Annotated in this window: 24 protein-coding genes, 1 riboswitch and 1 other annotated feature; of the genes, 6 read left to right on the plus strand and 18 right to left on the minus strand. The window is 46.5% G+C overall.

Annotation, left to right across the window (positions count from 1 at the left end; all coding sequences use genetic code 11):
* Window positions 1–2: 2 nt before the first annotated feature.
* The 7 genes from AC3WTJ_RS26480 to liaF form a co-directional block, all read right to left on the minus strand.
* Window positions 3–1472: a sensor histidine kinase gene (locus AC3WTJ_RS26480; protein WP_492524377.1), complete on the minus strand. Its 1470-nt coding sequence runs from the start codon at window positions 1470–1472 to the stop codon at window positions 3–5.
* A gap of 1 nt (window position 1473) precedes the next feature.
* The gene (locus AC3WTJ_RS26485; RefSeq protein ID WP_492524378.1) at window positions 1474–2163 is read right to left on the minus strand and encodes a response regulator transcription factor; all 690 of its coding nucleotides are present in this window, start codon (window positions 2161–2163) and stop codon (window positions 1474–1476) included.
* Between the two features lie 144 nt (window positions 2164–2307).
* On the minus strand, window positions 2308–3903 hold the full coding sequence (locus AC3WTJ_RS26490) for a S1C family serine protease (protein WP_492524379.1): 1596 nt from the start codon (window positions 3901–3903) through the stop codon (window positions 2308–2310).
* A gap of 145 nt (window positions 3904–4048) precedes the next feature.
* Window positions 4049–4462 (minus strand): YugN family protein, encoded by a 414-nt coding sequence (locus AC3WTJ_RS26495; RefSeq protein WP_492524380.1) that lies wholly within the window; start codon window positions 4460–4462, stop codon window positions 4049–4051.
* An 88-nt stretch (window positions 4463–4550) separates the two neighbouring features.
* A complete protein-coding gene (locus tag AC3WTJ_RS26500) occupies window positions 4551–5198 on the minus strand; it encodes a response regulator (RefSeq protein ID WP_492524381.1) in 648 nt (215 codons plus the stop codon).
* The gene (locus AC3WTJ_RS26505) at window positions 5191–6255 is read right to left on the minus strand and encodes a sensor histidine kinase (protein ID WP_492524382.1); all 1065 of its coding nucleotides are present in this window, start codon (window positions 6253–6255) and stop codon (window positions 5191–5193) included. The genes AC3WTJ_RS26500 and AC3WTJ_RS26505 overlap by 8 nt, the downstream gene beginning before the upstream one ends.
* A gap of 9 nt (window positions 6256–6264) precedes the next feature.
* A complete protein-coding gene (gene liaF, locus AC3WTJ_RS26510; RefSeq protein WP_492524383.1) occupies window positions 6265–7374 on the minus strand; it encodes a cell wall-active antibiotics response protein LiaF in 1110 nt (369 codons plus the stop codon).
* A gap of 271 nt (window positions 7375–7645) precedes the next feature.
* Here liaF and AC3WTJ_RS26515 point away from each other — a divergent pair, with 271 nt between their 5' ends.
* Entirely contained in the window at window positions 7646–8932 is a 1287-nt protein-coding gene (locus tag AC3WTJ_RS26515; protein ID WP_492524384.1) for an ammonium transporter, read from the plus strand.
* A 46-nt stretch (window positions 8933–8978) separates the two neighbouring features.
* On the opposite strand, the gene AC3WTJ_RS26520 is transcribed toward AC3WTJ_RS26515, so the two are convergent.
* The 5 genes from AC3WTJ_RS26520 to ytxC form a co-directional block, all read right to left on the minus strand.
* Window positions 8979–9362: a hypothetical protein gene (locus tag AC3WTJ_RS26520; protein ID WP_338114059.1), complete on the minus strand. Its 384-nt coding sequence runs from the start codon at window positions 9360–9362 to the stop codon at window positions 8979–8981.
* 73 nt (window positions 9363–9435) lie between these two features.
* A complete protein-coding gene (locus AC3WTJ_RS26525) occupies window positions 9436–10956 on the minus strand; it encodes a methyl-accepting chemotaxis protein (protein WP_492524576.1) in 1521 nt (506 codons plus the stop codon).
* Between the two features lie 325 nt (window positions 10957–11281).
* A complete protein-coding gene (locus tag AC3WTJ_RS26530) occupies window positions 11282–11917 on the minus strand; it encodes a 3D domain-containing protein (RefSeq protein WP_492524385.1) in 636 nt (211 codons plus the stop codon).
* A 179-nt stretch (window positions 11918–12096) separates the two neighbouring features.
* Entirely contained in the window at window positions 12097–14031 is a 1935-nt protein-coding gene (thrS, locus tag AC3WTJ_RS26535) for a threonine--tRNA ligase (RefSeq protein ID WP_127457781.1), read from the minus strand.
* Between the two features lie 342 nt (window positions 14032–14373).
* Window positions 14374–15315, minus strand: a complete 942-nt coding sequence (gene ytxC / locus AC3WTJ_RS26540; protein ID WP_492524386.1) for a sporulation protein YtxC — start codon at window positions 15313–15315, stop codon at window positions 14374–14376.
* A gap of 194 nt (window positions 15316–15509) precedes the next feature.
* Between ytxC and AC3WTJ_RS26545 the strand changes: the two genes are divergently transcribed.
* Entirely contained in the window at window positions 15510–16610 is a 1101-nt protein-coding gene (locus AC3WTJ_RS26545; RefSeq protein WP_492524387.1) for a GGDEF domain-containing protein, read from the plus strand.
* A gap of 55 nt (window positions 16611–16665) precedes the next feature.
* Here AC3WTJ_RS26545 and mqnC read toward each other — a convergent pair whose 3' ends face one another.
* The 4 genes from mqnC to metA all read right to left on the minus strand — a co-directional run bounded on the left by mqnC (window position 16666) and on the right by metA (window position 21256).
* A complete protein-coding gene (mqnC, locus tag AC3WTJ_RS26550) occupies window positions 16666–17802 on the minus strand; it encodes a cyclic dehypoxanthinyl futalosine synthase (RefSeq protein WP_492524388.1) in 1137 nt (378 codons plus the stop codon).
* A gap of 136 nt (window positions 17803–17938) precedes the next feature.
* Window positions 17939–19111, minus strand: a complete 1173-nt coding sequence (locus tag AC3WTJ_RS26555; protein WP_157319530.1) for a trans-sulfuration enzyme family protein — start codon at window positions 19109–19111, stop codon at window positions 17939–17941.
* Complete coding sequence (locus tag AC3WTJ_RS26560; RefSeq protein ID WP_276562821.1) at window positions 19111–20277, minus strand: aminotransferase class I/II-fold pyridoxal phosphate-dependent enzyme; 1167 nt, start codon at window positions 20275–20277, stop codon at window positions 19111–19113. The genes AC3WTJ_RS26555 and AC3WTJ_RS26560 overlap by 1 nt, the downstream gene beginning before the upstream one ends.
* A gap of 34 nt (window positions 20278–20311) precedes the next feature.
* A complete protein-coding gene (gene metA / locus AC3WTJ_RS26565; protein ID WP_492524389.1) occupies window positions 20312–21256 on the minus strand; it encodes a homoserine O-acetyltransferase MetA in 945 nt (314 codons plus the stop codon).
* A 104-nt stretch (window positions 21257–21360) separates the two neighbouring features.
* Window positions 21361–21490, minus strand: a riboswitch (SAM riboswitch).
* Between the two features lie 220 nt (window positions 21491–21710).
* Here metA and AC3WTJ_RS26570 point away from each other — a divergent pair.
* Together AC3WTJ_RS26570 and corA are read left to right on the plus strand one after the other, a co-directional pair.
* Window positions 21711–21938 carry a hypothetical protein gene (locus AC3WTJ_RS26570; protein WP_127457775.1) on the plus strand — a complete coding sequence of 76 codons (228 nt, stop codon included), beginning with the start codon at window positions 21711–21713 and terminating at the stop codon, window positions 21936–21938.
* Between the two features lie 301 nt (window positions 21939–22239).
* Window positions 22240–23175, plus strand: a complete 936-nt coding sequence (corA, locus tag AC3WTJ_RS26575) for a magnesium/cobalt transporter CorA (protein WP_127457774.1) — start codon at window positions 22240–22242, stop codon at window positions 23173–23175.
* Window positions 23176–23238: 63 nt separating this feature from the next.
* Here corA and tyrS read toward each other — a convergent pair whose 3' ends face one another.
* On the minus strand, window positions 23239–24495 hold the full coding sequence (tyrS, locus tag AC3WTJ_RS26580; RefSeq protein ID WP_492524390.1) for a tyrosine--tRNA ligase: 1257 nt from the start codon (window positions 24493–24495) through the stop codon (window positions 23239–23241).
* A 54-nt stretch (window positions 24496–24549) separates the two neighbouring features.
* Window positions 24550–24822 (minus strand) — a binding site (T-box leader).
* A 52-nt stretch (window positions 24823–24874) separates the two neighbouring features.
* Complete coding sequence (locus tag AC3WTJ_RS26585; protein ID WP_492524391.1) at window positions 24875–25888, minus strand: HRDC domain-containing protein; 1014 nt, start codon at window positions 25886–25888, stop codon at window positions 24875–24877.
* A 196-nt stretch (window positions 25889–26084) separates the two neighbouring features.
* Here AC3WTJ_RS26585 and AC3WTJ_RS26590 point away from each other — a divergent pair, with 196 nt between their 5' ends.
* Window positions 26085–26378: a DUF3055 domain-containing protein gene (locus AC3WTJ_RS26590; protein ID WP_127457771.1), complete on the plus strand. Its 294-nt coding sequence runs from the start codon at window positions 26085–26087 to the stop codon at window positions 26376–26378.
* 58 nt (window positions 26379–26436) lie between these two features.
* Window positions 26437–26745 carry a hypothetical protein gene (locus tag AC3WTJ_RS26595; protein WP_407871054.1) on the plus strand — a complete coding sequence of 103 codons (309 nt, stop codon included), beginning with the start codon at window positions 26437–26439 and terminating at the stop codon, window positions 26743–26745.
* Window positions 26746–26756: the final 11 nt, after the last annotated feature.

The following is a 26756-nucleotide window of genomic DNA, read 5'->3' on the forward strand; positions in this document are numbered from 1 at the left end:
GATTACACAGGTAGAGGAAAGTTAGCCGGCAACCATATCATAAATGTACTGCCCTCATCTTTGCGTGTCGTCACTTCAACGGACCCGCCATGCTCATCAATAATCCATTTGGCAATCGATAAGCCTAGTCCTGTACCCGTAGTTAACCCTCTGGATAAGTCGGCACGATAGAATCTGTCGAAGATATGCGGAATATCTTCCTTGTCCATCCCAATCCCTGTATCTGCAATTTGAATGCCGATAAAATCATTCGTCCGCGACACATGAATCGACACCGTCCCGGCCGGCGTATACTTAAATGCATTCTCAATGAAAATAAACAGCAGCTGCTGTAAATAGTCACGATTCCCCTGTACGATGGCATGGTCCAGAACTTCCAGATCACCTACCTGCCATTCCGCCGTATGCTCTAACAACTGCGCCCTTCTCACAACTTCCTGCACGAGCGGCAGCATTTCGACAGAATGCTTTTCCATCACAACGCCTGCATCTGCTCTGGCAAGCGCGAGAAGATCGTTCACGAGCCTGCTCATCCGCTGCGCTTCCCCGGCAATGTCGTGCATCGCTTCCAGCGACATTTGCATCTGTTCCGGTGTGGCGAGCTCCGTCCCTGACGTCTTCTTCCACATTTTCTCCAAAAGATCCACATTCCCTCGAATCGTCGTCAGCGGTGTTCTCAGCTCGTGAGAAGCGTCTGATACGAATCTGCGCTGCGCACGGTAGGCTTCATCCAGCTCCAGATAAGTAATCTGGATGCGTGAAAGCATGCCGTTGATCGTTTGGGTGAGCCGGCCGATTTCATCAAGCGGTCCTTGGTACTCAATTCGTTTCTCCAAATCGTCTCCGCTTCCAATTTGATTGGCAGCATCAATCACGCGTTCAATCGGTTGCAGCGCCTTACGCGATAAAAACCACCCCAGCGAAGCAGCAACGATAATCGTAAACAATGCCCAGAACATGAGCGTATACTTAAGGGTAACGGCCGTTCTCTCATAACTGCCAATAGGGACGGCCGCTTGGAGAATACCAATCAGATTATTAGCTTGGTCGTAGATGCCTTGATAATAGATGAGAAAATCCTGCTCAAGCACTTTGGTTTTTTGAAAAAAACCATCGTCATCGCCCTTCAACTTATCAATGCTGGAAGTATCTAATGGCAGTGCTACATTATAAAATTGCAGATTCGCCGAGCGATTAAAGGTTTTGAGATTCACATTATATAATTGCAGGAACGTATTTGTAGAATAGAAATCTCTGTTCTCCAATTCTAATTCCACGACAAGCCCCTTTTGTGATAGGGCGATGCTTTTCTGAATCCGCAGGGAGGTATTCCCCGCTTCCCGTTTCAAGTCCTGACGGATCTGATCATACAAAAAGTAATTCAAGAAAACGTACAGCACGATCCCGAAAAGCAGCATCGTTAATGCCAAAACACCGGAATACCAAAGCGTCAGCCGCAAACGAAGCGACATATCAGGATTCCCCTCTCAATACGTACCCCGCTCCCCGGACGGTTTGAATCAAGCGTTTATGGCCAAACTCTTCGGTCTTTTGACGCAGCAGTGCTATGTATACTTCGAGAACATTGGATTCGCCGCTGTAATCGTAACCCCATATTTTCTCCATAATAATGTCGCGTGAAAGGACACGCTTCGGATTCTGCATGAACAGGTGAAGTAAATCAAACTCTTTGGTCGTAAGTTCAATTAATTTATCGCCACGGAATACTTCACGCGTATCCAAATCAAGAATCGTATCCTCATAGGTCAAACGGTTGGCCGGCTGCTCCGTCCGCTCCGTTCGACGGCGCAATAGCACTCGCACCCTTGCGAGCAGTTCCTCGAGCGCAAAAGGCTTGACCAAATAATCGTCAGCTCCAAGATCCAAGCCTTTCACACGGTCGCTAATTTCATCTTTGGCCGTTAACATCAAGATCGGCACCTCGCTGCCGCTTTCACGGATGCGCCGCACAACCTCCCAGCCATCAATATGCGGCATCATCACGTCCAAAATCAGTAAATTGGGTTCCGACCTCAGCATTTGCTTAAGTCCTTCAGCACCATTGCTTGCCGTTTCAACGGAATATCCTTCAAAAGCCAGGCCACGTCTCAACATAGACGTAATTTTCTCATCATCATCGATCACCATAATATTTTCCCTCATTGGTTGGCCCCCTTCTTCCTTTTCATTGTATCAAAATCAGCTCAGCAAGCAAAAAGAAGCAGAGCCTGCAAGCTTGCGGCCCGCGGGTCTCCACTTCCTTTTAACCGTACGCACGAATCTTTGTTTATAACTAAGCTACTTCTCTTATTCAGCAGGCGTTTCAGCCAACGTATTTTTGTCTCCGACTGTAAGCGGCACATCCATCCGTTTGCCGTCGCGAATAACACCTAACGTTACTTTATCGCCGACTTTTGTAGCTTGAACTTTCGTAATCAACTCTTGGGAGTTTTTGATCTTCGTACCGTTAATATCAACAATTACATCGTATTGGCGAAGGCCGGCTTGGAAAGCAGGACTTTTACGTTGAACGCTGCCAACTAATGCCCCGTCCGTATTGGAAAGCTTCAATTCGCTAACCCAGTCTTTACCGATATCTTGCAAGCCTACGCCCAAGTAAGGAACTGGTTCTTTAGGAATTTGAACGTTGTTTTTCAGGTTCTCCAAGACGGAAGAGATGGTGCTTGTCGGGATGGCAAATCCAATCCCTTGGGCTTGCGAGCTTACCGCCGTGTTAATCCCGATAACCTCACCGTTCAAGTTGAGCAGAGGTCCGCCGGAGTTACCCGGGTTAATCGAAGCATCTGTTTGAAGCAAGTGCTTATACTCGCGTGTACCTTTTGTATCTGGAATAGAGATCGGACGTTCCTTCGCACTCAGCACACCAACAGTTACCGTATGATCAAAGCCGTAAGGGTTACCGATGGCTACAACCCAATCTCCAACGTTCACATCTTCTGCTTTGCCAAGAGGGAGAATCGGGAAATCTTTGTCGCCTTCAATTTTGAGGACTGCCAAGTCTAAGTCGTAGCTGTTACCAAGCAATTTGGCTTTGAATGGTTTATCGTAGCCCTCAACCGTAATTTGCACTTCATCAGCGCCATCAACTACGTGTTCATTTGTTAAAATATAGCCGGTTTTCTCGAAAATAAACCCTGTTCCCATCCCTGCCGGCTGTAACTCACCGCTGCCCGAATCTTGCGTACCGCTTTTTGGTGCGGTATTGCCGCCGCCGTTATCCCCGAAGAATTGACGGAAGAACGGATCATCGAAAAGCGAATTGCCCCCGCGTGTCGACTGCTTCGGCTTCACCAAAGATTCAACCTTCACGATAGCTGGCCCGGCATTTTGCGCGATCGCGGAAATATTGCCAGGGCGGACCACGTCAAGCCCTACATTTTTCACTTCGCCGTTATCGCTGGAACCCTTCGTCGTAGCCGTAGTCGTGCTGCCCGATGCCAACGGCTGGTTGCCTGTGAACAAGTTCATTTTGTCAGCGGTGAACATGAGTCCTCCTACAACCAAGGCTCCTGCCATGAAAGCAGCGAAAACGCTTTTTACAGAAGAAGAACGTTTTCTAGTATGCGAATCCCAAGGACCAGGTCCTTGTGCAGAACTTACATCCGGGCCGAAGCTGAATGGGCGCAAGTTCTTAGGCGGGGTAACCTCGACGCTGGACGTTCCCTCTGTGCCTGATGCGGAGGTTGTAAGTGCTTCCTGTTCGTTACTCTCGTTAAAAGCGGACTTGTAAGGTCCATAAGAATAATAGTAGGAAGGTCTTTCTTTGTTCGGATCATGCGGTTCTTCAGGGTTCGTTTCTTTACGGTTCATGGAGTCGTTCGAATCGCTATTGTTATTCTGCGACTTGAAGAAGTCGCTATAGTCTTTTTTGTTGTCTTCCATATTTCTTACCTCCATTTGTTTATACGAGTTATAAAGTGCATGTTTGTTAGTTGGATGATGTCTTGCTGTCTATGGTACTATCATGCACTCACAACCTTAAACGAATATTAAAAAACAATAAAATGGAGGTAAAAAAAGGACAATTCTATTGTATCCAAGCTTGTTCGACTTTTTTGAGCAGTCCTGCGGCTTCTTTTACCCACTTGTCGTCTACGGTTGCATCCGGATCGAGCGGCGCCTGAAACTGATCAATCATCGCTCCATAGGTTTCCGCTTCTGCTTCTTGATCAAGGCCTTCATTATAAACATGTTTCAACACAAATGGAGTTCCCACCTCTACGATGGCATCTGTCGCCTCTGTATCGCCATCAATTCTTCCCGTCACCACTTGAAATGGAATACGCAACCACACTTTATTGGCTTCATCTAAAGAGCGGTCAAAATACCCATGATCATAATCCCAGTTACCGCCCAACGCAAAATCAAACTCCTGCAGGTGGTCTCTTACACTGTCGAAGGACTCTTTGACCTGTTCTAATGAAGAAGATATTGTTTTCATTCCGACACTCCTTAAGCGCTCATATTAATTTCCTTACGCATAGAGTGTTCCAAAATGTAGTTTTTATGTGTCATGAGGGCTTACTTGCTTAAACCCAACCTTTCCGGTGTGCAAAAATAGCCAATTGTGTACGATCATCCAATTCACACTTCATCAGCAGATTGCTGACGTGTGTTTTAACCGTTTTTATACTAATAAAAAGTTCCTCAGAAATGTCTTTATTGCTTTTCCCTTCTGCAATCAATAACAGCACTTCCTTCTCGCGTGAAGTTAAGCCCTCTTCCTCCGGCATGGCGTTGCGTTGTCTAACCCCTCTCGTCAGCGCCATGGACACCTCCGAATTCATCACAGGCATGCCGCGGTATGCGCTCTGGATGGCGTGAATCAATTGATCGGACGAGACGGTTTTCAGCATGTAGCTGATAGCTCCCGACTCTACGGCCTCAAGCACCTTGGCTTCTTCCAGAAAGCTGGTTAACATAATGATTTTGACCTGCGGATATTTGGCGTAAATTAATTTGGTTGCTCCGATCCCGTCGAGCACAGGCATCGTGAGATCCATCAAAATGACATCAGGGAGCCCTTGGGACAGCTCACCGTTTAACTTGCCGAACGCTTCTTGCCCATTACCGGCTTCCCCCACAACTTCCAGACCAGGCTCCATCGAAATATAAGTCCTTAATCCCACACGAACCATATCGTGATCATCAACAATCATTACCCTAATGTTACTCATGGCTTTCTCCCTCTCTTTCCTTTGTGACCATGCCAGTCTGACCTGTAAAGCGCGGAATGCGAACCCTGACACGGGTGCCTGAACCTAACTTACTGTCAATCTCCACATCTCCGCCCAGCTTTTGCGCTCGTTCTCTCATCGTGGATAGACCATGGGAAGCTGAGGAGATATCCTTTCGCTCGAATCCTTGGCCATCGTCTTGCAGTTGAAGCACATACTGATGCTCTCTTTCATAAATAGCCAGCCTTACTCCTTTGGCAGAAGCGTGCTTCACCACATTCGCAAGACCTTCTTGGATAATCAAGAAAAACTGATGCTCAATCGCTTCTGATATCGGATCACGCAATGAAACGTCAAGCTGGCCCTGCAGCTCATGGGTCCGGCAATATTCCGGAAACCACTTCTCCAGGGCTTCTTGAAGGCTCATATCATTCAATTCAATCGGTCTAAGCTGTGAAATCAAACCTCGCATCTGCTTCTGGGCATGGTGCGACATTTGAATCAGCTGATTCATGACTGCCCCCGCTGCATCCGGGTTTCTTTCCAGTATTTTGGGCAGAGAGGACGCTGACATATGAATAGCGAAAAGCTCCTGGCTCACCGTGTCGTGCAAATCGCGCGCAAGCCGGCGCCGTTCTTCCATAACGGCATTCTCTGTAAGCTCTTGATCGCGAATCGCCTCGGCCTCGCCAAGTTTCTGCAGCAGCTGAACACGTTCTTCGACAGAAGCCGCCATGTTATTAAAAGCATCATATAAGTACATAAACGGCTCCACAGGCTCAAGCTCAATACGGCTGGCGAAATTCCCTTTGGATAGTTCGAGCATAGCCACATGAAGTTCATCGACCTTACGCTGCCATCTCTTGGTTGCTACATAACCTACTGTTAAACAGACCGCTAAAATGGCAATGAGAAACCACATCCGGAACTCCCATGACGCAAGCTCCCGGCTGTAGTATTCCAGCACAATAAAAATACTTGTGACGGTGAGTAAACTCGAGATCAGAAAGTAATTCAGCAGCTGCCACTTCATATTGAACATTCGCAATTTGTACATGCTCCATCCTTAACCTATCTTTTTGATTGTTATATCACCAATAAACATGCTTGTCGTGACGATAAGCTTTCGTTCGGCTTCATCATAATGAGAGGTCTGTGTTCTCACGCTGCGCAGAAACCCACTCTCACGGCGATCAAGAACTTTCATGTCCCCAATAAAAGAACTTGCCATCACACGAACTTCTACATCCAAATCGTTAGGAATAAAAATTTTCACGTCGCCGATAAAGGCAGTTACATGGATCGTTGTTTCTCCTAGCGGAATGGCCGCACGGGTCAAGTCAATCACAGAATCTCCAATGAAATGAGAGATTTGAATCGGCTTCAGCTCCCAAGCTTCCTGCCCCAGATGAACATCCCCGATGAAACCGTGACGATGAAGAACATCACCTGAATCAAAATTGCGCACGAAGTCATCGTAATGATGGCCGTGAACGTGCCTGTGATGGTTTCTTGTTTTCGGCTGACCATGCGATTCCGGTTGAGCTGTAGGTGCCTTCGCGCGTGAATCCCCGGAGCCAAGCCATTCGTCCGCATGCTTTTGATGAAATTCGCCATGAATATCTTTGAGAACTTCTTTTTCCTCGTCGCTCAGTGTATGCTTGGTTTCGTTTCCTGTGAAAAGGTCCCGCTCTACTTTCTCCTTATGGTTCCAGCCGGCGGAGTCCCAAGGATTACTATGTCTCTCATGCTCCTTGCGTCTTGCTTCCCGTCTCTCTCTTCTTGCTTGCTCTTTGGCTTCTTTCATGGAAAGCCAGTCCGGTGACTCTCTGCGGCCAGGGCGGAAGATAACGTTCAGGCCAAATAAGATTAAGGCAACAGGGGCCAAAAATTTAAACATGTCTCCCAGCGATCGATCGGTGAGATTCAGGTTCTTAAGAAGGAAAATCGTTCCGACACCGCAAACGAGTAAGCTCCAAATCGAACCTCCCCAATGATACTTACGCTGCCATAGGAATCCGACGAGCCCGTAAAAGATGAGAATGACAGGCCAATACGTGGAAAACATATAAGCAAGGTCAATATGAATGAACCCCAGTTGATTAAGTAAAAATAGGATACCTGCCGTCACAAGGACAAGCCCCCAAATCATGCGTTGAAACATATGCGGATTCATACATTCTTCCTCCATTTGTGTGCATCGTTGTTAAGATACTTCTAGTCTATAAGATACAACCAAGATTGAAAAGAGACGAGGGATTGAAGACCGCCTCGGTCTAGAGACTGAGTTTTTCGAGCACAACCACGAAATAACTGACATGGATTTGGAAGATACGAACAATACTTTCTTTATGTTATGTATTCTTACGTATTTCGTTGACATGCTTATCATGAGAACCGTATAATTGTTCCATTAGAACGCTTCGAATATAAGGGAGAGATTACAAATGGATCAAATCCAACAGCTTTCCAGCGGTCTAGATACCATATGGGTGGTACTAACGGCTGCCATGATTTTATTGATGGAAGGGGGCTTTGCGTTACTGGAAGCAGGCTTTGTCAGGCAGAAGAATGCCGTAAGCATCATTATGAAAGTGTTTGTTGATATCGCTTTCGGAGCACTTATTTTTTATTTTATCGGCTTCGCCCTCATGTATGGTAAAGACGCAGGGGGAATCATCGGTACGAGCGGCTTTTTCATGGGAGGAGATTTGACACACATCGTGCTTAACATCTCACATGAAACCTACTGGCTATTCCAATGCGCTTTCGTTATCGCTGTTATCTCCATCGTATCGGGCGCAGTTGCCGAACGCATCAACTTCCGAGCTTACATCCTTTACACCATTGCCATGACAGGGTTAATTTATCCCATTGCCGGTCACTGGGTGTGGTCAGTTGGCGGATGGCTCGGCAAGCTAGGCATGGTTGATTTCGCCGGATCTGCTGTCATCCATGCACTTGGCGGCTTCTCGGCACTCGCCGCAGCTGTGATCATCGGCCCGCGGATCGGTAAATTCTCTGCGGATGGATCGGCCAACATCGTCCCACCCTCCAATTTGCCGCTAGCTTCCGTAGGCGCATTCATCCTATGGTTCGGTTGGTTCGGCTTCAACTCCGGCAGTACGCTAAGCGCTACCAATACATCGATCGGCCATATTGCCGTAACAACTATGTTAGCTGCAGCAGCAGGCTGCGCAACCTGCATCCTGTTTACGATGTTACGCTATCGCAAAGCTGACCCGCCAATGGTTATCAACGGCGCGCTTGCAGGGCTCGTCGGCATTACCGCCGGCTGCGCATTCGTTAGTGATGTTGCCGCCATTTTCATTGGAGCTGTTTGCGGCATCGCGATGGTCTATGCTACTGAAATGCTGGAAGCCAGACAAATCGATGACCCCGTTGGAGCGTTCCCCGTGCACGGCATCAGCGGCAGCATCGGAACATTGGCTGTAGGCTTGTTCGCGCAGCCTGACGCTATCCGCGAAGGTACAGCCGGTTTATTTTATGGCGGCGGATTCGGTCTGTTAGGTGTTCAAGCATTAGGTCTTGTTACGGTTTGTATTTGGGGCTTCGCCCTCACATGGGGCGTCATGAAGCTCATTAATCTCATCGTACCTCTGCGCGTAAGCAGTGATGAAGAGCTCGTAGGCTTAGATGTAGGGATCCATGGGGTTCCCGCTTACAGCCAGGAGGACGGTTTCCTGGACTTGGAGCAATTGAAAAAAGGATAAAACGACAGCAAAAAACCCTTCCAGACGGAAGGGTTTTAATTTGTTATTAGTTAAGCAGCTCTTCGAAATCATCTGGAATGGTGATGTCCTCGCCAGGCTTGGATTCGTTCATAATCTGTCTGGCACGCGCAATTTCGGCACGCAGCTTGTTCACTTGCTCCATCGGCTTCTTCACATAATGGATATACTCAACGGCCAGATGATGGTCAGGTTTCTTCCCCGTAAACATGCGACGAAGTGAAGACATTGCCTGATAAGCCCGCTCTTCCTTCATTCTCTTCATTTCGTAACGCTCCACTACCTGCTCGATCTCTAAAGCCTGCTGCTCCTTGCGGGCAATGTAAGCTTCCAGGAAAGGAAATACCTCCGCGGCTTTCCTTGATGTCTTTTGAGAATTACCGTCCAGTCGCATAGCATTCAGCACAGTCACTTCACCTATCTCTCCATGTTAACATTCATTACAGTAATCTTATTTTACACTAAAATATTGGTTTTGAGAACCATTATTTCAAGATTAAATCGATTCCTATGACGCCAATCGGGGTTCCCGTGTCACCTATTATCGCTTTAGATAAAGTAATGCACGGTTTTTTCGTAATAGCTGACACGTATTCCTCCGAAACAAAGAGTTCACCGGCCATCGCCCGCTTCCACCACTCTCTTCCTTTCCCATTCACAAGACCGGCTTCAGGCAGTGAAAAGATGAAGGTCCCGTCTGCCCGGTTCGACCAGATCGCCTCAATCCCATCTGTTTTCTTCAAAACTGCGCTTAATTGAGCGGCATGATTTCCATCGATCAAGGAAGTGATGTCAGGTTTGAGGACAAGAGCACTGAGCAGCTGCTTCATCTCTTGAATATTAACGTTGGTTGTCCCCTTCGTATTTTGTAAACCAACGGCTTGAATAGCTTGGATAAGCTCTGATGAGGAGCGATCAAGATTTTGGTTGATGTGCTGCAGCATCGAAACTTCCTGGCGCTGCTTTTTCATTTGCATAAGCGTGTTCTCCACGCTGTTCATGGTTTCGTTCATCAAGTCCACCACTTGACCGAGCGAAGACCTCGTGCCTGTGACTAAGGTAGACTGCGTCTTGGTTGAGGTTGTCGTACTTGCAACGAGATTGTTGACATGCAGGATAAGCGAGAAGATCGTATCGATCTTTTCCTTCATCACTTTCATTTCGCTAATGCCTAAAGCAACCGACTTCTTTTCTTCTGCAACTGCAGCCACAACTTGTGCAACGCCGCTCTCGATGGCGGCCAAAATTTCCGATGAGGTTGTCACCGCTTCATGGCTTTGCGCCGCCAGCTTCTTAATCTCCTGTGCGACAACCGAAAACCCGCGCCCTTGCTCGCCTGCTCTAGCGGCCTCGATGGAAGCATTAAGAGCAAGCAACGACGTTTGATTGACCACTTCGGCAATGAACGTATTGATTTCTTCGATTTTAGAAGTATGTGTGGTAAGATCCTGAATCTTGCTCTGCATCGTATCATTATTGATATGCAGATCGCTCATGACTTCGTCTGTGGCATTCAGGGAGCGGCATACATCGACAACCGTGTCTTTGGTCTGTTCGCTCTCTTTGTGCATATGTAACGATGAATCTAAAATATGATCGGCTGCCGCCGCCACCTGCTGAATCGCTGCGAACGCTTCCTGCAGCTGTCCTACCGCTTGATCGCTGCGAGCCTTGAGATCCTCTTCGCCTTGAATGGACGCATCGGCAATGTGCAGCAGTTGGCTAATAGAGCGGTTCACTTCTTCTACCGCCGCTGCCAAGCGATCCGCCACGACCTGTGATTCCTGAATAAAGGTTCGGAATTGCTCCTGCTGCCGCTTTTCAGAGTCGAGTGAAACGCTTGATGACCTATTCATAACAGTGATCAATAACCCTAAAAACAAAAAAACAGCCAAACTCGCAGCCGTAAACCAAAAAGATGTTGAAAATAAAGCCACTACACTTAAGGCAATACCGATGAGAATAAGACCATACAACCAAGCTTTCAGTTTCGTCTCTGCCTGCATAAGCAATTGGCACTCCTCCCAGATGGGCAAATGTTAGATTTTGCTACATTATATCGAAAATAGGCGACGATGAAAAGAAATAAAAAAAGCAGAGACCCTTAAGGATCCCTGCTTTTTTAACATCGCTATGGTCATTCGTTATTTGTTTTGGTTTTGTGTGTTCGTTTGTTGCTGCTTGTTAGGTACCGCAGTTTCCGTAGCGAATTCTACGTCTTGTGCTGCTTTCTTGTTGTTTTTGTTCTTAGCCATGTTCAATCACCTCCTGTATGTATATCGTTTCCCAAACAGGATTTTTTATGATGAAAAAATTTAGCCCGAACCATTTTTATAACGATTTGGTAGGAGACAAGATCTCATCCTTCAATTGATTCCAAATGAGCTCCGTCACCTTGCCGCTCCCCTGCTTGACGATAAAAACTTTGACGGTTTTCTTGCCCCATTCCTTGTAGACCTGATCTTTTGTGTCAAAATACAAGTCAATTTTCTTCCCTTTAATCGCGCTTCCCGTGTCGGCAACTACCCCGTAACCGTATCCCGGGATAAACAAAACTGTGCCTAGCGGAAAAACTTTCGTGTCTGCAGCGATGGTCGATAACGCTTTGTCGTCCCGCTTTACTTTGATCCCTGAAAAGGTAATGCCGTATTCAGGATGATCCGGATTTTTACCCGTAGATTCTTTACCCGCATAATACCCGGTAGCCGTCACTTCAACCGACTTAAGCTTGGACAAATCGGAGTCCAGTTTAGGCACATAGCGATAATTAACTTGCTGCCCACGATCTTGTGTTACTGGCACAGAAACAGGTTCCGAATTGCTCGGAGCATCCATTTGGTGCGGCACTTGTATATGGCTTACGGTTTCTGCCGTGTTTCTTGTTTCTTGTCCGAAAAGCGCAATCAAAACGTTCATGATCATCCAGGTTCCAAGCCATTTGGGCTTCATAAATAACGCAGTAAACATTGTTTTGATACCTCCCCTACTATTGCAGGTTGTCCAGTTCATTCCAGAATTAAACCTCCATATGCAGACTCACTGATTAAAATGCCCCCTTTGCGTTCCCTTATACATACCAAAATGCCTAATTTTGAAAACAAAAAAAGCAGAGAAGAATGACTCTTCTCTGCTTTCGTTGTATAAGATTATAGTTTTTTGCTTATTTCTTCATTGATCATACCGATCACTTGATCAATCGGATGTGTACCCAGATCCCCTTGACCGCGTTTGCGGACAGACAGGCTTTCATTCGTTACTTCATTTTCCCCGACAACGAGCATGAACGGAATTTTCTCCAGCTGCGCTTCGCGAATCTTGTAGCCCAACTTTTCATTGCGGTTATCCGCTTCGACACGAATACCTGCAGCCAACAGACGCTCAGTTACCTTGTTTGAGAATTCCTCAAAAGCAGGCGATACCGGAATGACTTTGGCTTGTACCGGCATTAACCAAGTCGGCAGAGCACCTGCGAAATTTTCCAGCAAGAACGCTGTCATCCGTTCCATAGTCGAGATGATCCCTCTATGAATAACAACCGGACGATGTTTCTGGCCATCTTCGCCTGTGTACTCAAGCTGGAAGCGCTCCGGCAGTAAGAAATCGATTTGCGCAGTAGAAAGAGTCTCCTCTTTCTTAAGAGCAGTTTTGATTTGAACGTCAAGTTTAGGACCGTAGAAAGCAGCTTCCCCTTCAGCCTCGTAGAATGGAAGGCCTAGCTCTTCTACAACTTCACGCAGCATGCGTTGGGAAGTTTCCCACATTTGATCATCTTGGAAATACTTCTCCGTATCCTTTGGATCGCGGTAGGAAAGGCGGAAACGATAGTCTGTAATGCCGAAATCAGCATAAACTTGACGGATCAGAGTAACTACACGCGAGAACTCTTCTTTAATTTGATCCAAACGACAGAAGATATGAGCGTCATTCAGCGTCATAGCGCGAACACGGTGTAAACCGGTTAATGCGCCTGACATTTCATAACGGTGCATCGTGCCAAGCTCTGCGATACGAACCGGCAGATCACGGTAACTGCGCATGTCGCTCTTATAAACCATCATATGATGCGGACAGTTCATCGGACGAAGTACTAGTTCTTCATTGTCCATGACCATTTTCGGGAACATATCTTCGCTATAGTGGTCCCAGTGTCCGGAAGTTTTGTATAGATCCACGTTGGCAAGAACCGGTGTATATACGTGCTGGTAGCCTAAACGCTCTTCCAAGTCTACAATGTAACGTTCCATTGTACGTCGCAATTTAGCACCGTTTGGCAGCCAAAGCGGTAAACCTTGACCAACCTCGCGGGAGAACGCGAACATTTTCAGCTCTTTACCCAGCTTGCGGTGGTCACGTTTCTTTGCTTCTTCAAGCAAATGCAAGTGCTCATCCAGCTGCGCTTTTTTAGGGAACGCAGTTCCGTAAATACGCTGCAGCATTTTGTTTTTCGCGTCTCCGCGCCAGTATGCACCCGCTACGCTTAACAGTTTGAAAGCTTTGATCTTGCCAGTGGATGGCAAATGCGGTCCGCGGCATAGGTCGAAGAACTCACCTTGATCATAAATCGTGAGCACGGAATCTTCCGGCAAATCACGGATTAACTCAAGTTTGTACGGATCTTCCATTTCAGTGAAGATGCGAATCGCTTCCTCACGGGAAACCACGCGGCGAGTAATCGCCAGGTTTTCGTTAGAGATGCGTTCCATTTCCTTCTCGATTTTCACCAAATCCTCTGGATTCAGCGGCGTTTCCAAATCGATGTCGTAATAGAATCCATCTTCAATGACAGGTCCGATTCCTAATTTTACAGCCTTGTCGCCATAAATGCGTTTAATAGCTTGAGCCATTAAATGAGCTGTACTGTGACGATACATTTCCAATCCCGCTTCATTGTCGAGTGTTAAAATCTCAACGTCAGCATCATTTTCCAAAGCGAACGACAAATCAACCGATTTTCCGTTGACTTTACCGCCTACCGCATTTTTCTTTAATCCGGAAGAAATGGACTCCGCCACTTGCTCAATGGTCGTTCCAACTGCGTACTCTCTCACTGCGCCATCTGGTAATTTCACTTGTACAACCATCTTCGTTCCTCCTGTATGTGTGATTGAACGCAAAAAAGCACACTGCATCCCATAAGGGACGAGTGCGCTCAGCTCGTGGTTCCACCCTAGTTCGATTCGCTGCATCTCTTATCAAGTATGGCGAATCCTCATCAGCATTCGGTAACGGGAATGATTCCGGTGTTGTATACTAACAGTCTGCAGATCAGGCCGAATTCCACAACACGGCTACAAAGGGGTAAACAATCTGTTTCACTGAAGGAGATTGCAGCCTGGTCTCCTCTCTCTGTACAGTTCTTGCAGAAAGTTCTTGTCTTTGATTAACGCCTTCGCTCACTATTATAATTGGCTCTTCGTTCAAGGTCAAGGGGATAGTTGGTCTTGTTTTTTCGCTTCCCCTAAATAAATGTCACATGTCCGGCAGTAGGAGCACACCGTCGTTCGATCCTCGAAGATCTGCCTAATCGTTTTGATGATCGTCATGTCAGCGTCTCTTGTGTGAATATAGATGTTTGCAGGAGATACCGTTATCAACGTGCTCACGATCATATCTTCGAAATTAATGTCCTTTTCCAACATTTCCATCTTAAAAGAAGCATCAAATTCATTGGCGTCAATGAGTTCCATACGATCATTCAAAATAACGAATTCATGCCCGCCTTTGTGAATGAGATGAACAACCGGAATTTTGGCTTCTTGGATATACACAAAGTATTGCAAAAGAGAAATAAATTCCTGGTATTGGCGATCCATCATAAATTCGTCTATCGCATATTCCGCGATTTCCCGGAGCTCGTCCGTGTAATCTTGCAAACGGAAATGCAGGAAGCCGTCCAAACTGAGTCTTGAAGTTTCTTCTAGAGCCAATATGAGCTGGTCGACTAAGACTTGTCTGCGCCGCTGAATGCCGAAACTGTTGGTAAGAACAGGGGAATCCTCTGTCCCTGTGTCTGTATAAACCGTTGGTTTACAGTATCCTTCGATAGCTTCCAAATCTTCCTTAGCCTCATATTTAAACTCTTTAATAAGCAATTGACGCAAAATACTTGATTCCTTGTCCGCAATGATGTGATCTGCCAATGCACCAGCCAGATTCGGCAGCATTTGGCGTCGCACCGCTGAAATTTCCTCGTCAGTCAACTTCGATTCCAGGCGGATATATGCATGTGTTTCTGACCATTCGTATGCAATAGTCCATCCACTTTCAACCATATGTAAAAGTTGCAGCTCACGTTCGATTTGAGCGCTTAGCGAACGCACATAGGACTCATCAACCTTCATGATCACGATAGTAAACAGCTCCATACCCTCACTCCTTCCATCAATACATCCTCCTCTTAAGAGTATATGGTCGATAGGTAGGAGATATACAACGAACAAATTGCCATTTCCTTTCAGCATTCTTTATCAAATCTTTAAGTAAAGTTATTCCAATCGCGCAAATGTTCATGCTATGATAATCATCGTAGTGCTTTAGTCTCAAATTGGAGTGAATATCCATGCAAATAGACGCATACCAACTGCACAGACACGCTTGGAACCGCAAGCTGCTGAACACCTACTGGTTCCTTGTCCTGCTTCAATTACCTTTCGAATTACTCTACTCTTTCACTACAAAAAGAGATGCATCCTTCACATCAGGGCATCTTATTGTCTCCGTCCTCACCATGATCTTCATCCTGCTTATGCTGGAAACAACCAATAAATTTTATAAAAATCAGCTGGATTACCAAATCATAAGCGGCGGTGCGATCTTATCCTTCACCATTATTTACTTCAATTATGAAATTAATCTTGTTATCCTTTATCTTTTGCTTCCGATTTTCGTTTCTATTTTTTACCTGCAATTTTCCAAGATCATATACTCCATAGCCTTATCTCTCGTCTCCTTCTCCATTCTTTTTATTGTCAAATTGCGCTTACTCGCAGATTACACCTTCATAGATCTGCTGACGATATTGCCAGTGCTAACCATTATTTCGATCATTACCTTCGGCATTATTAAGCGCGGCGTTGAAATCCTGAACAATTTGCAAATAACAACGGAGCTGAAACAGGAATTATTGATCAAAAACATAATCATGGACAAGCTCTCCAAAACGGATGCATTAACTGATTTGTACAATCATATTACCTTCCATGAATACTTGGATGAGCTTATCGTGCAAAACGCTTTAGGTCATTTCTGCATTCATATCGCTGTGCTCGACATCGACAATTTCAAGAAAGTCAATGATACCTACGGACACAGAGCCGGTGACGCCGTTTTGAAAAATGTCAGCAGCACCTTGAAACATCATGTGGGCCTTAATGATTTTGTAGCACGTTACGGCGGCGAAGAGTTCGCTATCATTTTCACAGAGAAGAACACCGATGTAGTGTTTGACCTGCTCGAACGCATTCGTTGGCAAATTTCTCAAATGAAACAGGAAGAGCTGAACGGCCAACCCGTCACCATCTCTATCGGTCTCAGCGAGTATCAGCCTGGAACTTCCAAAGAGCTGCTTTTCGCCGGCGCCGATCAATCCTTATACACAGCGAAGAAAACGGGTAAAAATAGAACGATCATTCACACTGCTCCCCTGAAGGAAGTGCAATAAGTAACGCAGAAAAGCCCCCAACCACTACACTAGTGGAAGGAGGCCTCTTTATTTATTAATTCTGCATGACAAAATCTTTATCAATTTTCACGTTTTCGTCATCGAAAACACGCAAAATTTGATATTTCGTGTTCCGCTGCGCAGGAATTTTGCCTGCTTGACGGATAATGTCCAGCGTTGAAGTAACGTTGACTTTGTGCGTCGTGCCCGCCGCGGATACCACGTTTTCTTCAATCATCGTAGAGCCGAAGTCGTTGCAGCCATAACTTAAGGTCTGTTTACCCACTTCAGGTCCCATTGTAACCCAAGAAGATTGGAAGTTCGGCACATTGTCGAGCATAATCCGGCTAATTGCCAATGTTTTCAAGTATTCTTCAGGTGTTACTTTCTCCGCCTTCATGTTTGTATTATCCGGTTGGAACGTCCACGGAATGAACGCAAGGAATCCAGGCGTATTCAGCTTCTGCATCAATACGTCGTCTTGTGCGTCACGGATACGCAGCATGTGAAGCGCGCGCTCCTCCATCGACTCGCCAAAACCGATTACCATGGTACCCGTTGTGTGCATACCAATTTTGTGCGCGGTTTGCATGACGTCCATCCAGTCGCGCCATGAACCTTTAAGCCTGCTGATTTTGCGTCTAGTACGGTCATCCAAAATTTCGGCGCCACCGCCAGGCAAGGAATCCAATCCGGCTTCATGCAATTGGCGAACAACCTCTTCTAAGGATAAGCCGTCTGAAACGTCTTTCATTTTCATAATTTCTGCCGGTGAGAAAGAATGCATTGTAATGTCAAAACGCTTCTTAATCTCACGCAGAATGTTCGTGTAATAGCTGAATGGCAAGTTCGGGTTGGTACCGCCTTGCATCAGAATCTCCGTACCGTTTACGTCCAGTGTCTCTTGTATCTTCTGGAAAATCGTCTCGTCCGGCAATACATATCCTTCAGCTGAACCAGGAGCACGATAAAACGCACAGAATCTGCAGTATACATCACAAATGTTTGTATAGTTGATGTTCCGGCCAATAACGAATGTAGTAATCGGGTCCGGATGCCATTTCTTCATAATTTGATTCGCGGTATCGCCAATTTTTTCTATTTGATCGGATTCGAACAGTGTAATGCATTCTTCTACATCAATTCGGCCGCCTGATTGTGCTTTATTTAAAATACGATCGATCGGTTTCACAACTCTTCACTCCTTTAATTTCTGATGGCTCGTATCCATTTATCGTACCATACTCATGCCAAAAAAGCAGCAAATTGCTGCTTTTCATAAGTAGGAACCTTTTTCAAATATGACTATTCTGGGAATTCCGGAACGTTTAACCGCGAAGCGCTTGCTCCAGATCTTCAATGATGTCTTCGATGTCTTCCAGACCAACCGAATACCGGACAAGACCGTCCGTAATGCCTCGCTGCAGGCGAACTTCCTTCGGCATTGCAGCATGAGACATCATAGCCGGATAGGACAAAATGCTTTCTACAGCTCCTAGGGAAACGGCTACCAACGGAATGCGCACTTTGCTCAGCATCTTTTTAGCCTTTTCACCGGAGCCAACATCGAAGGAAACAACGGCCCCATAACCAAGGGACTGCTTTTCATGAATCTCTCTACGTGGATGATTCGGAAGACCCGGGTAATACACGACCTCAACGTCAGGCTGTTCAGATAGCCATTGCGCCAATCGTTGTGCGCTTTTCTCCGACACTTCCATACGGGCTTTCAAAGTTTTCATTCCGCGGATGAGCAGCCATGAATCTTGTATGCCAAGAACATTGCCTAACCCGTTCTGGATCTGCTTCATTCTGCGGCCCAAGCTGTCATTCGCAACTACGGCAAGTCCAGCCAGGACGTCACTGTGTCCGCCCAGGAATTTGGTTGCGCTGTGAAGCACGATATCAATTCCTAGTTCGATCGGACGTTGATGGTAAGGCGTCATGAATGTATTATCCAACATCGTCAGCAAATCGTGCTCTTTGGCAAAAGCAGCTACTTCCGCGATGTCCGTAATTTTAAGCGTCGGATTGGAAGGCGTCTCCAGAAACACTGCTTTAGTGTTAGAACGCAGCGCTGCACGAACTTGGGCGATATCCGTCATATCAACAAAGGTGGATTCGACCCCCATACGATTCATAATCGTTGTAAGCAAGCGGTATGTACCGCCATACACGTCTTCCGTCACGATCACATGATCTCCTTGTGAAAGAAGCATGAAGGCCGAGGAAATCGCGGCCATGCCGGAAGCAAAAGCGAAGCCGCGGGTTCCGCCTTCGAGTAGGGCAATATAGTCTTCCAGAGCTTGACGGGTTGGGTTCCCGGAACGCGTATAATCATACTCCGGAGAAACTTCCAAGTCAGCTTGATGGAACGTTGATGCTTGATATAAAGGCACGCTGGAAGCGCCTGTCACTTCATCAATCTCAGCGCCAAAATGTATGAGTTTGGTAGCGAATTTGCCGTGCGGCTTGCGTTTATCGTTCGGTGAATGGCTCATTACAGGGATTCTCCTTCTAATTCTGCTTGTGCTTGGCTAAGCGCATTCGCTAAATCAGCGATAAGATCATCCTGATGCTCGATGCCGACAGAGAAGCGCAGAAGGCGATCATCCACGCCGATTTGCTGGCGAATTTCAAGAGGAATATCCGCATGTGTTTGTACAGCCGGATATGTCATCAGCGATTCGACGCCGCCCAAGCTCTCTGCGAAGGCGATAAGCTGAATGTGACGCAAAATCGGCTCAACCAGTCTGGCGTCTTTCACTTTAAAGGAGAAAATCCCTGTATTTCCGCTCGATTGTTTGTTTTGAATAGCATGGCCTGGATGAGACTCCAGTGCCGGGTAGTAAACATCACTGATGAGCGGGTGCTCCAGCAGGAAGTTTGCGATGGCTGTTGCATTTTGTTCATGACGCTCCATACGAAGCGCTAGCGTCTTCATACCTCGCATCAAAAGCCAGCTGTCTTGAGGCCCAAGCACGGCTCCAATCGAATTGTGAAGGAAGGCCATCTGCTCCGAAAGCTCCTTGCCCTTTGTCACAATCAAACCGGCAAGCACGTCGTTGTGTCCACCCAAATATTTGGTCGCGCTATGAACGACAATGTCTGCCCCCAGCTCTAATGGGCGCTGTAAATAAGGAGTTAAAAGCGTGTTATCGACAATGGACACAATACCCTTCTTACGGGCCCATGTACATACAAGCTCGATATCTGTAATCATCATGAGTGGATTCGTCGGCGTCTCAATGATCAGCCCTTTGGTATTCGAACGGTAGGCAGATTCCAAGCCGTCCAAATCGTTGGTATCTACGTACGTAGCCGTTACACCGAAGCGAGACATGATTTTCTCGAGCAGACGGTACGTACCGCCATATAAATCCAAGGAAACGATCAAATGATCGCCTTGGCTAAAGTAGGCAAAAACCGTTTGCAAGGCTGCCATGCCGGATGAACATGCGAAACCCGCATCTCCGGATTCCAATTGCGCGATCGCATCCTCAAGCACTTTACGAGTTGGGCTTTTGGTACGCGCGTAGTCAAAACCAGTGCTTTGACCGAGCTTCGGGTGACGGAAAGCAGTAGCTTGATAAACAGGGAAGCTGACAGCTCCGGTTACAGGTTCTTCGATGGAGCCAATTTGGGCGAGACGACTTTCGATTTTCAACAAAGGGAGTTCCTCCTCATGATTTGGGTTCGAATTACAGTTGCGCACTTGCCAGGCTTTCGTTGATATTAGCGGTAAGCTCAAAAGGCGTTTCTTGGTACACATAATAGTTCAACCAATTGGAAAACAGCAGGTTCGCATGAGCTCTCCAAGTGTTATAAGGCTGTCGGCTAGGATCATTGTTGGGGTAATAATTTTTGGGGATATCAATAGGAAGTCCCTTGCTCACATCCCGATCGTATTCCCATTTCAATGAATTCGCATCATACTCGGAATGGCCCGTTACGAAGATATGCTTGCCATCACGTGTTGCCGCGATATAGACACCGGATTCCTCTGATTCGGATAAAATCTCCAGATCCGGACATCGCTCAATGTCATCACGACGAACGTCCGTGTGGCGCGATTGCGGCACGTGGAAAATTTCATCAAAACCGCGAAGCAGCTTCGTATTCGGCACCTCTACCGTGTGCGGGAATACACCGAATATTTTGTTGTCCAGCGCAAATTTACGAACCCCGAAGTGATGATACAAACCCGCTTGTGCTGCCCAGCAAATATGCAAGGTAGAAGTGACGTTTTCTTTGCTCCAATTCAGGATTTGCGTCAACTCCTCCCAGTAATTCACATCTTCAAACTCCATCTGTTCGACTGGAGCGCCTGTAATAATCATGCCGTCCAGCTTTTCTTCTTTAATATCGTCAAAAGTTTTATAGAACATCTCCAGATGTTCAACGGAGGTATTCTTGGAAGTATGAGTTTTCGGATGCAGAAGAACGAATTCCACCTGCAGCGGCGTATTCCCGATCAAGCGCAGCAATTGCGTCTCGGTCGTTTCTTTGGTAGGCATCAAGTTTAACAAAGCAATGCGAAGTGGACGTATATCCTGGTGATACGCGACAGATTCGTCCATGGTGAAGATGTTCTCTTGGTTTAAAATTTCTTTGGCAGGCAGGTTGTCAGGAATCTTGATCGGCATCCTGTTCACTCCTCTTCAATGGTTTATTTTGGGTGTATGAAAATGCAAAAATGGCCTTCTCTGGAATCAGAGAAAGGCCATGGAATGTCACTGTCAATGTCCTTCTCTTATCTCCCAGATTCGCTTTCTACAAGCGGTTCCGCAAGAATTAGCACCGTGCATCCCTTTGCTTGCAAAGGTTTGTCGGTTGCCGGGTGTCATAGGGCTAGTCCCTCCACCTACTCTTGATAAGAAAATGAAACGTATGCGATTAAAATCATCATACTATAAAATAATGTAAAGTCAAGACATTAACCGATCCCGACAACCTGTAAAACAAAGAAATTGCAACAGGCTGTCCATCTGTGGTAATATTGATACGAAATGTATCGTGATTTGGTGTTTAAATAACGCGAAACAGGGTTAAATAAATATCAAACTGATTACATGATCTAACTATTAAAGGGGGTCCATTATGTCCGCACCATCTTCGGATAACTTCTCTGCTTTCGCTTCATTAAATCGATATTTCGCTTTAATTGAAACATCGAAGCCAACCAGGCAACAAGCTGAGGATGCCGCTGCCTTATTATGTCGAGTCTACGGCGCAGAGAGTGAAGAAGATCTGCTGCTCCGAGGCAATCCTGAACTGATTGACATTTATCAAGAAATGAAAGGCAAGATTTTGAAAGCCGCCATGTAATTCATGGCGGTTTTTTTTGACACCGAACAAGCCCTGAATCCATAGAGTATCTAAAGCGAATTCTTACTTGTTTGCACCAAACTTTTTGGCTTGAAACGGGATATATGAAGGGTTATACTAGACAAGTATTATTCGACACGGACGCAAAAGGGGGGCATACGTTTGGACGGGGAACCGAGGAGTAGCACCTGCAAGTTGTGTAAATTTTATAGTGTAGGAATGCAGTCGGTTATTCCATCATTCGTAGTCTCGCGCACATGATGAACGTAACCGGCTGATTCCATGCAAAGGGGTGGATCAGATGAAAACACGGTGGGTTCAGAATGGCATTTTCACATTGGTCGAAGACGTGTCTGTCGCACTAACACCTCCAGAACAAGGCTTTTATTGGATTGATGCAGGGATCGAGGATTTAGAACTTCTTCAGCCTTTATTCCATCTACATGATTTGGCCGTGGAGGACTGCTTGAGCGAAGAGGAACAGCGTCCTAAGATTGAATTTTATGATTCGCATTATTTTATCGTTATAAATAGCATTCGTTTTGATGATGAGGAAATTTTCCTCCGCGGACTTAATCTATTTCTTAGCAAACATGTCATTATTACCGTTACTAGGCAAAAAATTAATGAACTTCGCGCTTTAAAGCCGTTTCTCTGGGAAGAGGAGGTCAACAGCGCCGATCGTTTCCTATACCATCTAGTCGATCTTGTCGTCGATAACTACGTTGCGGTTGGTGACCGTATCGAGGCCAAGATTGAAAAGCTGGAAGAAGATATTTTGGTAGCGACCAAAAAATCGCATTTGAATGAGATCATCGGACTTCGTTCGGAAATTCTCTGGCTCAAAAAAGTGCTTGTTCCACAACGTGATGTGATCGGTACGCTAGGCAAGAAGGATCTCAGGCTGATTGACCACCAGCTCCAGAAATATTTTGGCGACATTTATGAGAATGCCGTCAAAATTGTGGATACGTTCGATACGCTCCGCGATTTGATGGGGAACTTACGAGAAGCTTACCAGTCCAGCCTGGCGAACCGCGCGAATGATATCATGCGTGTTTTTACCGCGCTGACAACCATTTTCATGCCGCTGACGTTTATTACAGGAGTGTTCGGAATGAACTTCGATAACATTCTAGGGCTCCACGTCGCTCACGGCGATGAGTTCGTCTTAGCGTTTATGGGTGTGTTAGGGATTGCCATGTATATTTTATTCCGTAAAAAAGAATGGCTATAATAGAAGGAAGGGCTTCTTGAAGCAGCAGATTGCTGTTCAAGAGGCCCTTTTTATATGCTCTGGTTAAACTCGTTTGATTTTCACAAACTTTCGTTTGCCTACCTGAACAATATCGCCATCCTGCGGTTGGCGTATTTCATGGATATTCGATATTTTCGTTTCATTGATTTTCACCGCGCCTTGCTCAATACTGCGTCTTGCTTCTGCGTTGGAAGCCTGCAGCCCCATAGAAACAAGCAGCTTAATAATGGAGATCTGGCCAGCATCGAGCAGTTCCTCGCCGATCTGCATTTCTTCGATATCCTCCGGCAGCGCCCGCTTCTGAAAAACCGTAATGAAATGCTGCTCAGCCTCTTGAGCTGCTTCTGCACCATGATACATACGCACATATTCCTTGGCCAACTTCATCTTGGCATCTCTTGGATGGACAGAACCCGCTTCCAGTCCCTCTTTCAACTCCTGAAGGGCCTCGCTCGAGATCGCAGTCGTTAACTCATAATATTTCAGCATAAGCGAATCCGGAATCGACATCGTTTTGCCGAAAATTTCATTCGCGGCCTCATCGATACCGATGTAATTTTTCAAGCTTTTGCTCATCTTCTGCGTGCCATCCAGCCCTTCGAGCAGTGGCATCAGAATAGCCACTTGGCCGTCTTGCATCTCATAGGCGCCTTGCAGTGTGCGTCCCATTAAAATGTTAAACGTCTGATCCGTGCCCCCAAGCTCAATGTCGGTCTCCAGTGAAACAGAATCGTAGCCTTGCATTAGCGGGTAGAAAAATTCATGTACATGAATCGGTTGATTGGCCGCGTATCTTTTGGCGAAATCGTCCCGCTCCAGCATCCTCGCCACCGTTACTTTGCCCGCCAGCTTCAGCACATCATCAAATTTCAGTTCACCCAGCCAACTAGAATTGTAGTAAAAGGTTGTTTTCGTGAAATCCAAAATTTTGGACAGCTGCGTCTGATACGTTTGGGCATTATGCTGAACATCCTCTTCTGTCAGCTGTTTGCGCGTTTCCGACTTCCCTGTTGGATCGCCAATACGACCTGTGAAATCTCCAATGATCAGCTGAACTTCATGGCCCAGCTCTTGAAATTGGCGAAGCTTTTGCAAGACAACCGTGTGCCCAATATGAATATCAGGCGCAGATGGATCCAAGCCCAATTTCACTTTCAACGGTTTTCCCGTCACAATTGCCCGGGTAATTTTCTGTTTCAGCGCGTCTTCCGGTATGATTTCAGCCGCACCACGTTTGATGATTTGCAGTTGGCGCTCGACTTCCTGCCTTTGTGCATCGGTTAATTCGATCCCCGTCATCTTGCAATCCCTCCTCATCATTATGAAAAAACAAAAAGACAACCTAATCGTCCACAAAGGGACGAGACGGTTGTCTCGCGGTACCACCCTAATTAAAGCGAAGGATCTGCGACTCTCATTCGCAGCCTTCTCTTTCACTTAGTCATTGTAACGGCATCGAATGCCGGGTATAAGCTACTGATGCTCTCAAGGTGAGCATGTTCCCTCAACCAACTCGGAACGGTAATTCGGAGCCATGCTTGCATCGGTTTGCACCTTCCACCGACTCTCTGCAGCAGCGGCATTACTCCTACTAAGGGCATAACCCCAGTTCGTCATCGCTTTGATTGCTATTAAGATTATTGACCATTTAATCATATCTGCCTAAGCTCTGTCAATACTAGCTTGCAGCTTGCGCACTCATGCTTTCCTTGTCCTTGCGAAAACGCAATCGCAGCAATCGAAGCCATTCATAAGCACGGTCGAGTTCTTTGCCTTTCAACTCTTCCGTACCGACGATACGCTGAAGAACCGGCTTCAGATAACGGTCACCTTCGGATTCAAAAGCGTTCCATGCCTTGATCTGTTCCTCCTCCGGGACCGAAGCCAGTTCTGCTTCCACCAGCAGATCCATATCATAGCCTTCGCGGTCCAGTTCCTCTACCCACAGCAGAAGCTCTCTGCGCGGCATCGTCAAATCGGTTTGAAGATCAGCCAAGCTGCCTCCGCGAGCCGTAATCTCGAGGAGTTTGCGTTTGCTGACCTCACGGTCCAGCTCCATACGCAGCTTCTGCTCCTTCTGAGCGAGGAGCCATGACTCGAACTTGACGATATCGACGCTCTTGGCAACCCAATCCAGCGGAAAACCATTCGAACGCGTATACTCCGCAGTAATTTTTAAAATATCCCCTACATACATATTCGTCTTCTGCTCACCAAAGCCGGGGATTTGCTGAAGTTCTTCCTTGCTTTGGGGTAAGAAAACAGATATCATGCGCAGCACCCGATTCGTGGCGAGAATATACGGCGCTTTGCCTTCGCGAGAGGCTTGTTCGCGTCTCCATGCACGAAGCTGCTCGTACACTTCTTCGCTTGGGTTTTCTTCGCAATAATATGTCAGCATCTGCGTCATTCTCGCTTTGCCAGATAGCACTTGGGCGGATTCCAGCTCCGAGCTCACAATAGGACGGAAACCGCTGCGAAACTTCTCGCGCAAACCATGACGGAAGGTGCTTAGCATCTCATCCCAACTCATCCCTTGGTACCACTGATCTTGCTGCAGCTTGCCCGCGCTGTCGGGCTCGTTCCAGAACACATTCCACACGCCTTGCTCTTCAGCAATTGATACCTGCGCAGATAATACGCGATGCCCCCCCGTTTCTTTCTCCAATGTGTTCAAAAAAACAATGTTCATACTTACCTCCTCCAAACGTCTACAAAAATAGGTTAAGAAAAACGAAAAAGCACCTCTTCAGCTAGGCTGAAAAGGTGCTTCCCTTTTTCCGATATCCAAATCATACCATGTTTGTAAGATGGGCGCAACCTATGTTTTGTTGACAAGCCTATTTCGGTTATAATGAAAGACATACCAGAATGAAAAGAGGGCCCTTATGTCTGATTATGACTTTTTATACGACCATCAAGAAGAGACGACAACGCGTTTTGTATGCTTCGTCGGCAATGCGCTGCACCGTTTTGACCTTGCGATCATGACTACAACCCGTTATTATGGCAAAAAACTTGTGATTGATTTACAATCAGGACGCAGTGCGGTAATTGGTCCGGATGACTTGGCCGAAGAGGGATACCTCGAATACGCTTTCAAGCTCAATGAAGAGCAAGCACTGGAACTGAATGGATTTTTATCGCAAATTATCGGTTCCATTCATTTCACGGATATTTAACGGATCAGCGGGGGACACTGGAAAAAGCACGCGCAACCCAGATGAGGAGGCATTTTCCATGAGTGTTGAAGAATCCGCGAAAGATAAGTATACCGAAACAAAAGGGTTCATACCCGAGCAGCGAGATGTATACGCCGATTTGGAGACGGTCGAATCCCAGCGAAACGACCTGATCCCCGAGGAATTTCCCGAAGGCCCATATGGCACAAGCCTAAACACGGAATCGCTGGGAAAAAGCACACCTTGGCGTAAAGATCAGCGCCCGCCGAACCGGTTTTCCTATGAAAATCATGAGCTGCATGAAGGGCTTAAACGGGACTATCCAGGCGCAGATGATAACCGGAATGAACCTTCCAATCAAGAATAAGAAAGAGGCCA

Source organism: Paenibacillus sp. FW101-FHT12H11 (genome assembly GCF_058790355.1).

Excerpts from the sequence above, each read along its gene's own strand:
- AC3WTJ_RS26495 (WP_492524380.1), bottom strand. The coding sequence starts at position 4,462 with ATGAAAACAATATCTTCTTCATTAGAACAGGTCAAAGAGTCCTTCGAC.
- AC3WTJ_RS26490 (WP_492524379.1), bottom strand. The coding sequence starts at position 3,903 with ATGGAAGACAACAAAAAAGACTATAGCGACTTCTTCAAGTCGCAGAAT.
- AC3WTJ_RS26505 (WP_492524382.1), bottom strand. The coding sequence starts at position 6,255 with ATGTACAAATTGCGAATGTTCAATATGAAGTGGCAGCTGCTGAATTAC.
- AC3WTJ_RS26555 (WP_157319530.1), bottom strand. The coding sequence starts at position 19,111 with ATGAGCCATTCACCGAACGATAAACGCAAGCCGCACGGCAAATTCGCT.
- AC3WTJ_RS26480 (WP_492524377.1), bottom strand. The coding sequence starts at position 1,472 with ATGTCGCTTCGTTTGCGGCTGACGCTTTGGTATTCCGGTGTTTTGGCA.
- AC3WTJ_RS26590 (WP_127457771.1), top strand. The coding sequence starts at position 26,085 with ATGTCTGATTATGACTTTTTATACGACCATCAAGAAGAGACGACAACG.
- AC3WTJ_RS26525 (WP_492524576.1), bottom strand. The coding sequence starts at position 10,956 with ATGCAGGCAGAGACGAAACTGAAAGCTTGGTTGTATGGTCTTATTCTC.
- metA (WP_492524389.1), bottom strand. The coding sequence starts at position 21,256 with ATGCCGATCAAGATTCCTGACAACCTGCCTGCCAAAGAAATTTTAAAC.
- AC3WTJ_RS26545 (WP_492524387.1), top strand. The coding sequence starts at position 15,510 with ATGCAAATAGACGCATACCAACTGCACAGACACGCTTGGAACCGCAAG.
- tyrS (WP_492524390.1), bottom strand. The coding sequence starts at position 24,495 with ATGACGGGGATCGAATTAACCGATGCACAAAGGCAGGAAGTCGAGCGC.
- AC3WTJ_RS26585 (WP_492524391.1), bottom strand. The coding sequence starts at position 25,888 with ATGAACATTGTTTTTTTGAACACATTGGAGAAAGAAACGGGGGGGCAT.
- AC3WTJ_RS26485 (WP_492524378.1), bottom strand. The coding sequence starts at position 2,163 with ATGAGGGAAAATATTATGGTGATCGATGATGATGAGAAAATTACGTCT.
- AC3WTJ_RS26515 (WP_492524384.1), top strand. The coding sequence starts at position 7,646 with ATGGATCAAATCCAACAGCTTTCCAGCGGTCTAGATACCATATGGGTG.
- liaF (WP_492524383.1), bottom strand. The coding sequence starts at position 7,374 with ATGAATCCGCATATGTTTCAACGCATGATTTGGGGGCTTGTCCTTGTG.
- AC3WTJ_RS26570 (WP_127457775.1), top strand. The coding sequence starts at position 21,711 with ATGTCCGCACCATCTTCGGATAACTTCTCTGCTTTCGCTTCATTAAAT.
- corA (WP_127457774.1), top strand. The coding sequence starts at position 22,240 with ATGAAAACACGGTGGGTTCAGAATGGCATTTTCACATTGGTCGAAGAC.
- AC3WTJ_RS26595 (WP_407871054.1), top strand. The coding sequence starts at position 26,437 with ATGAGTGTTGAAGAATCCGCGAAAGATAAGTATACCGAAACAAAAGGG.
- ytxC (WP_492524386.1), bottom strand. The coding sequence starts at position 15,315 with ATGGAGCTGTTTACTATCGTGATCATGAAGGTTGATGAGTCCTATGTG.
- thrS (WP_127457781.1), bottom strand. The coding sequence starts at position 14,031 with ATGGTTGTACAAGTGAAATTACCAGATGGCGCAGTGAGAGAGTACGCA.
- AC3WTJ_RS26500 (WP_492524381.1), bottom strand. The coding sequence starts at position 5,198 with ATGAGTAACATTAGGGTAATGATTGTTGATGATCACGATATGGTTCGT.
- AC3WTJ_RS26530 (WP_492524385.1), bottom strand. The coding sequence starts at position 11,917 with ATGTTTACTGCGTTATTTATGAAGCCCAAATGGCTTGGAACCTGGATG.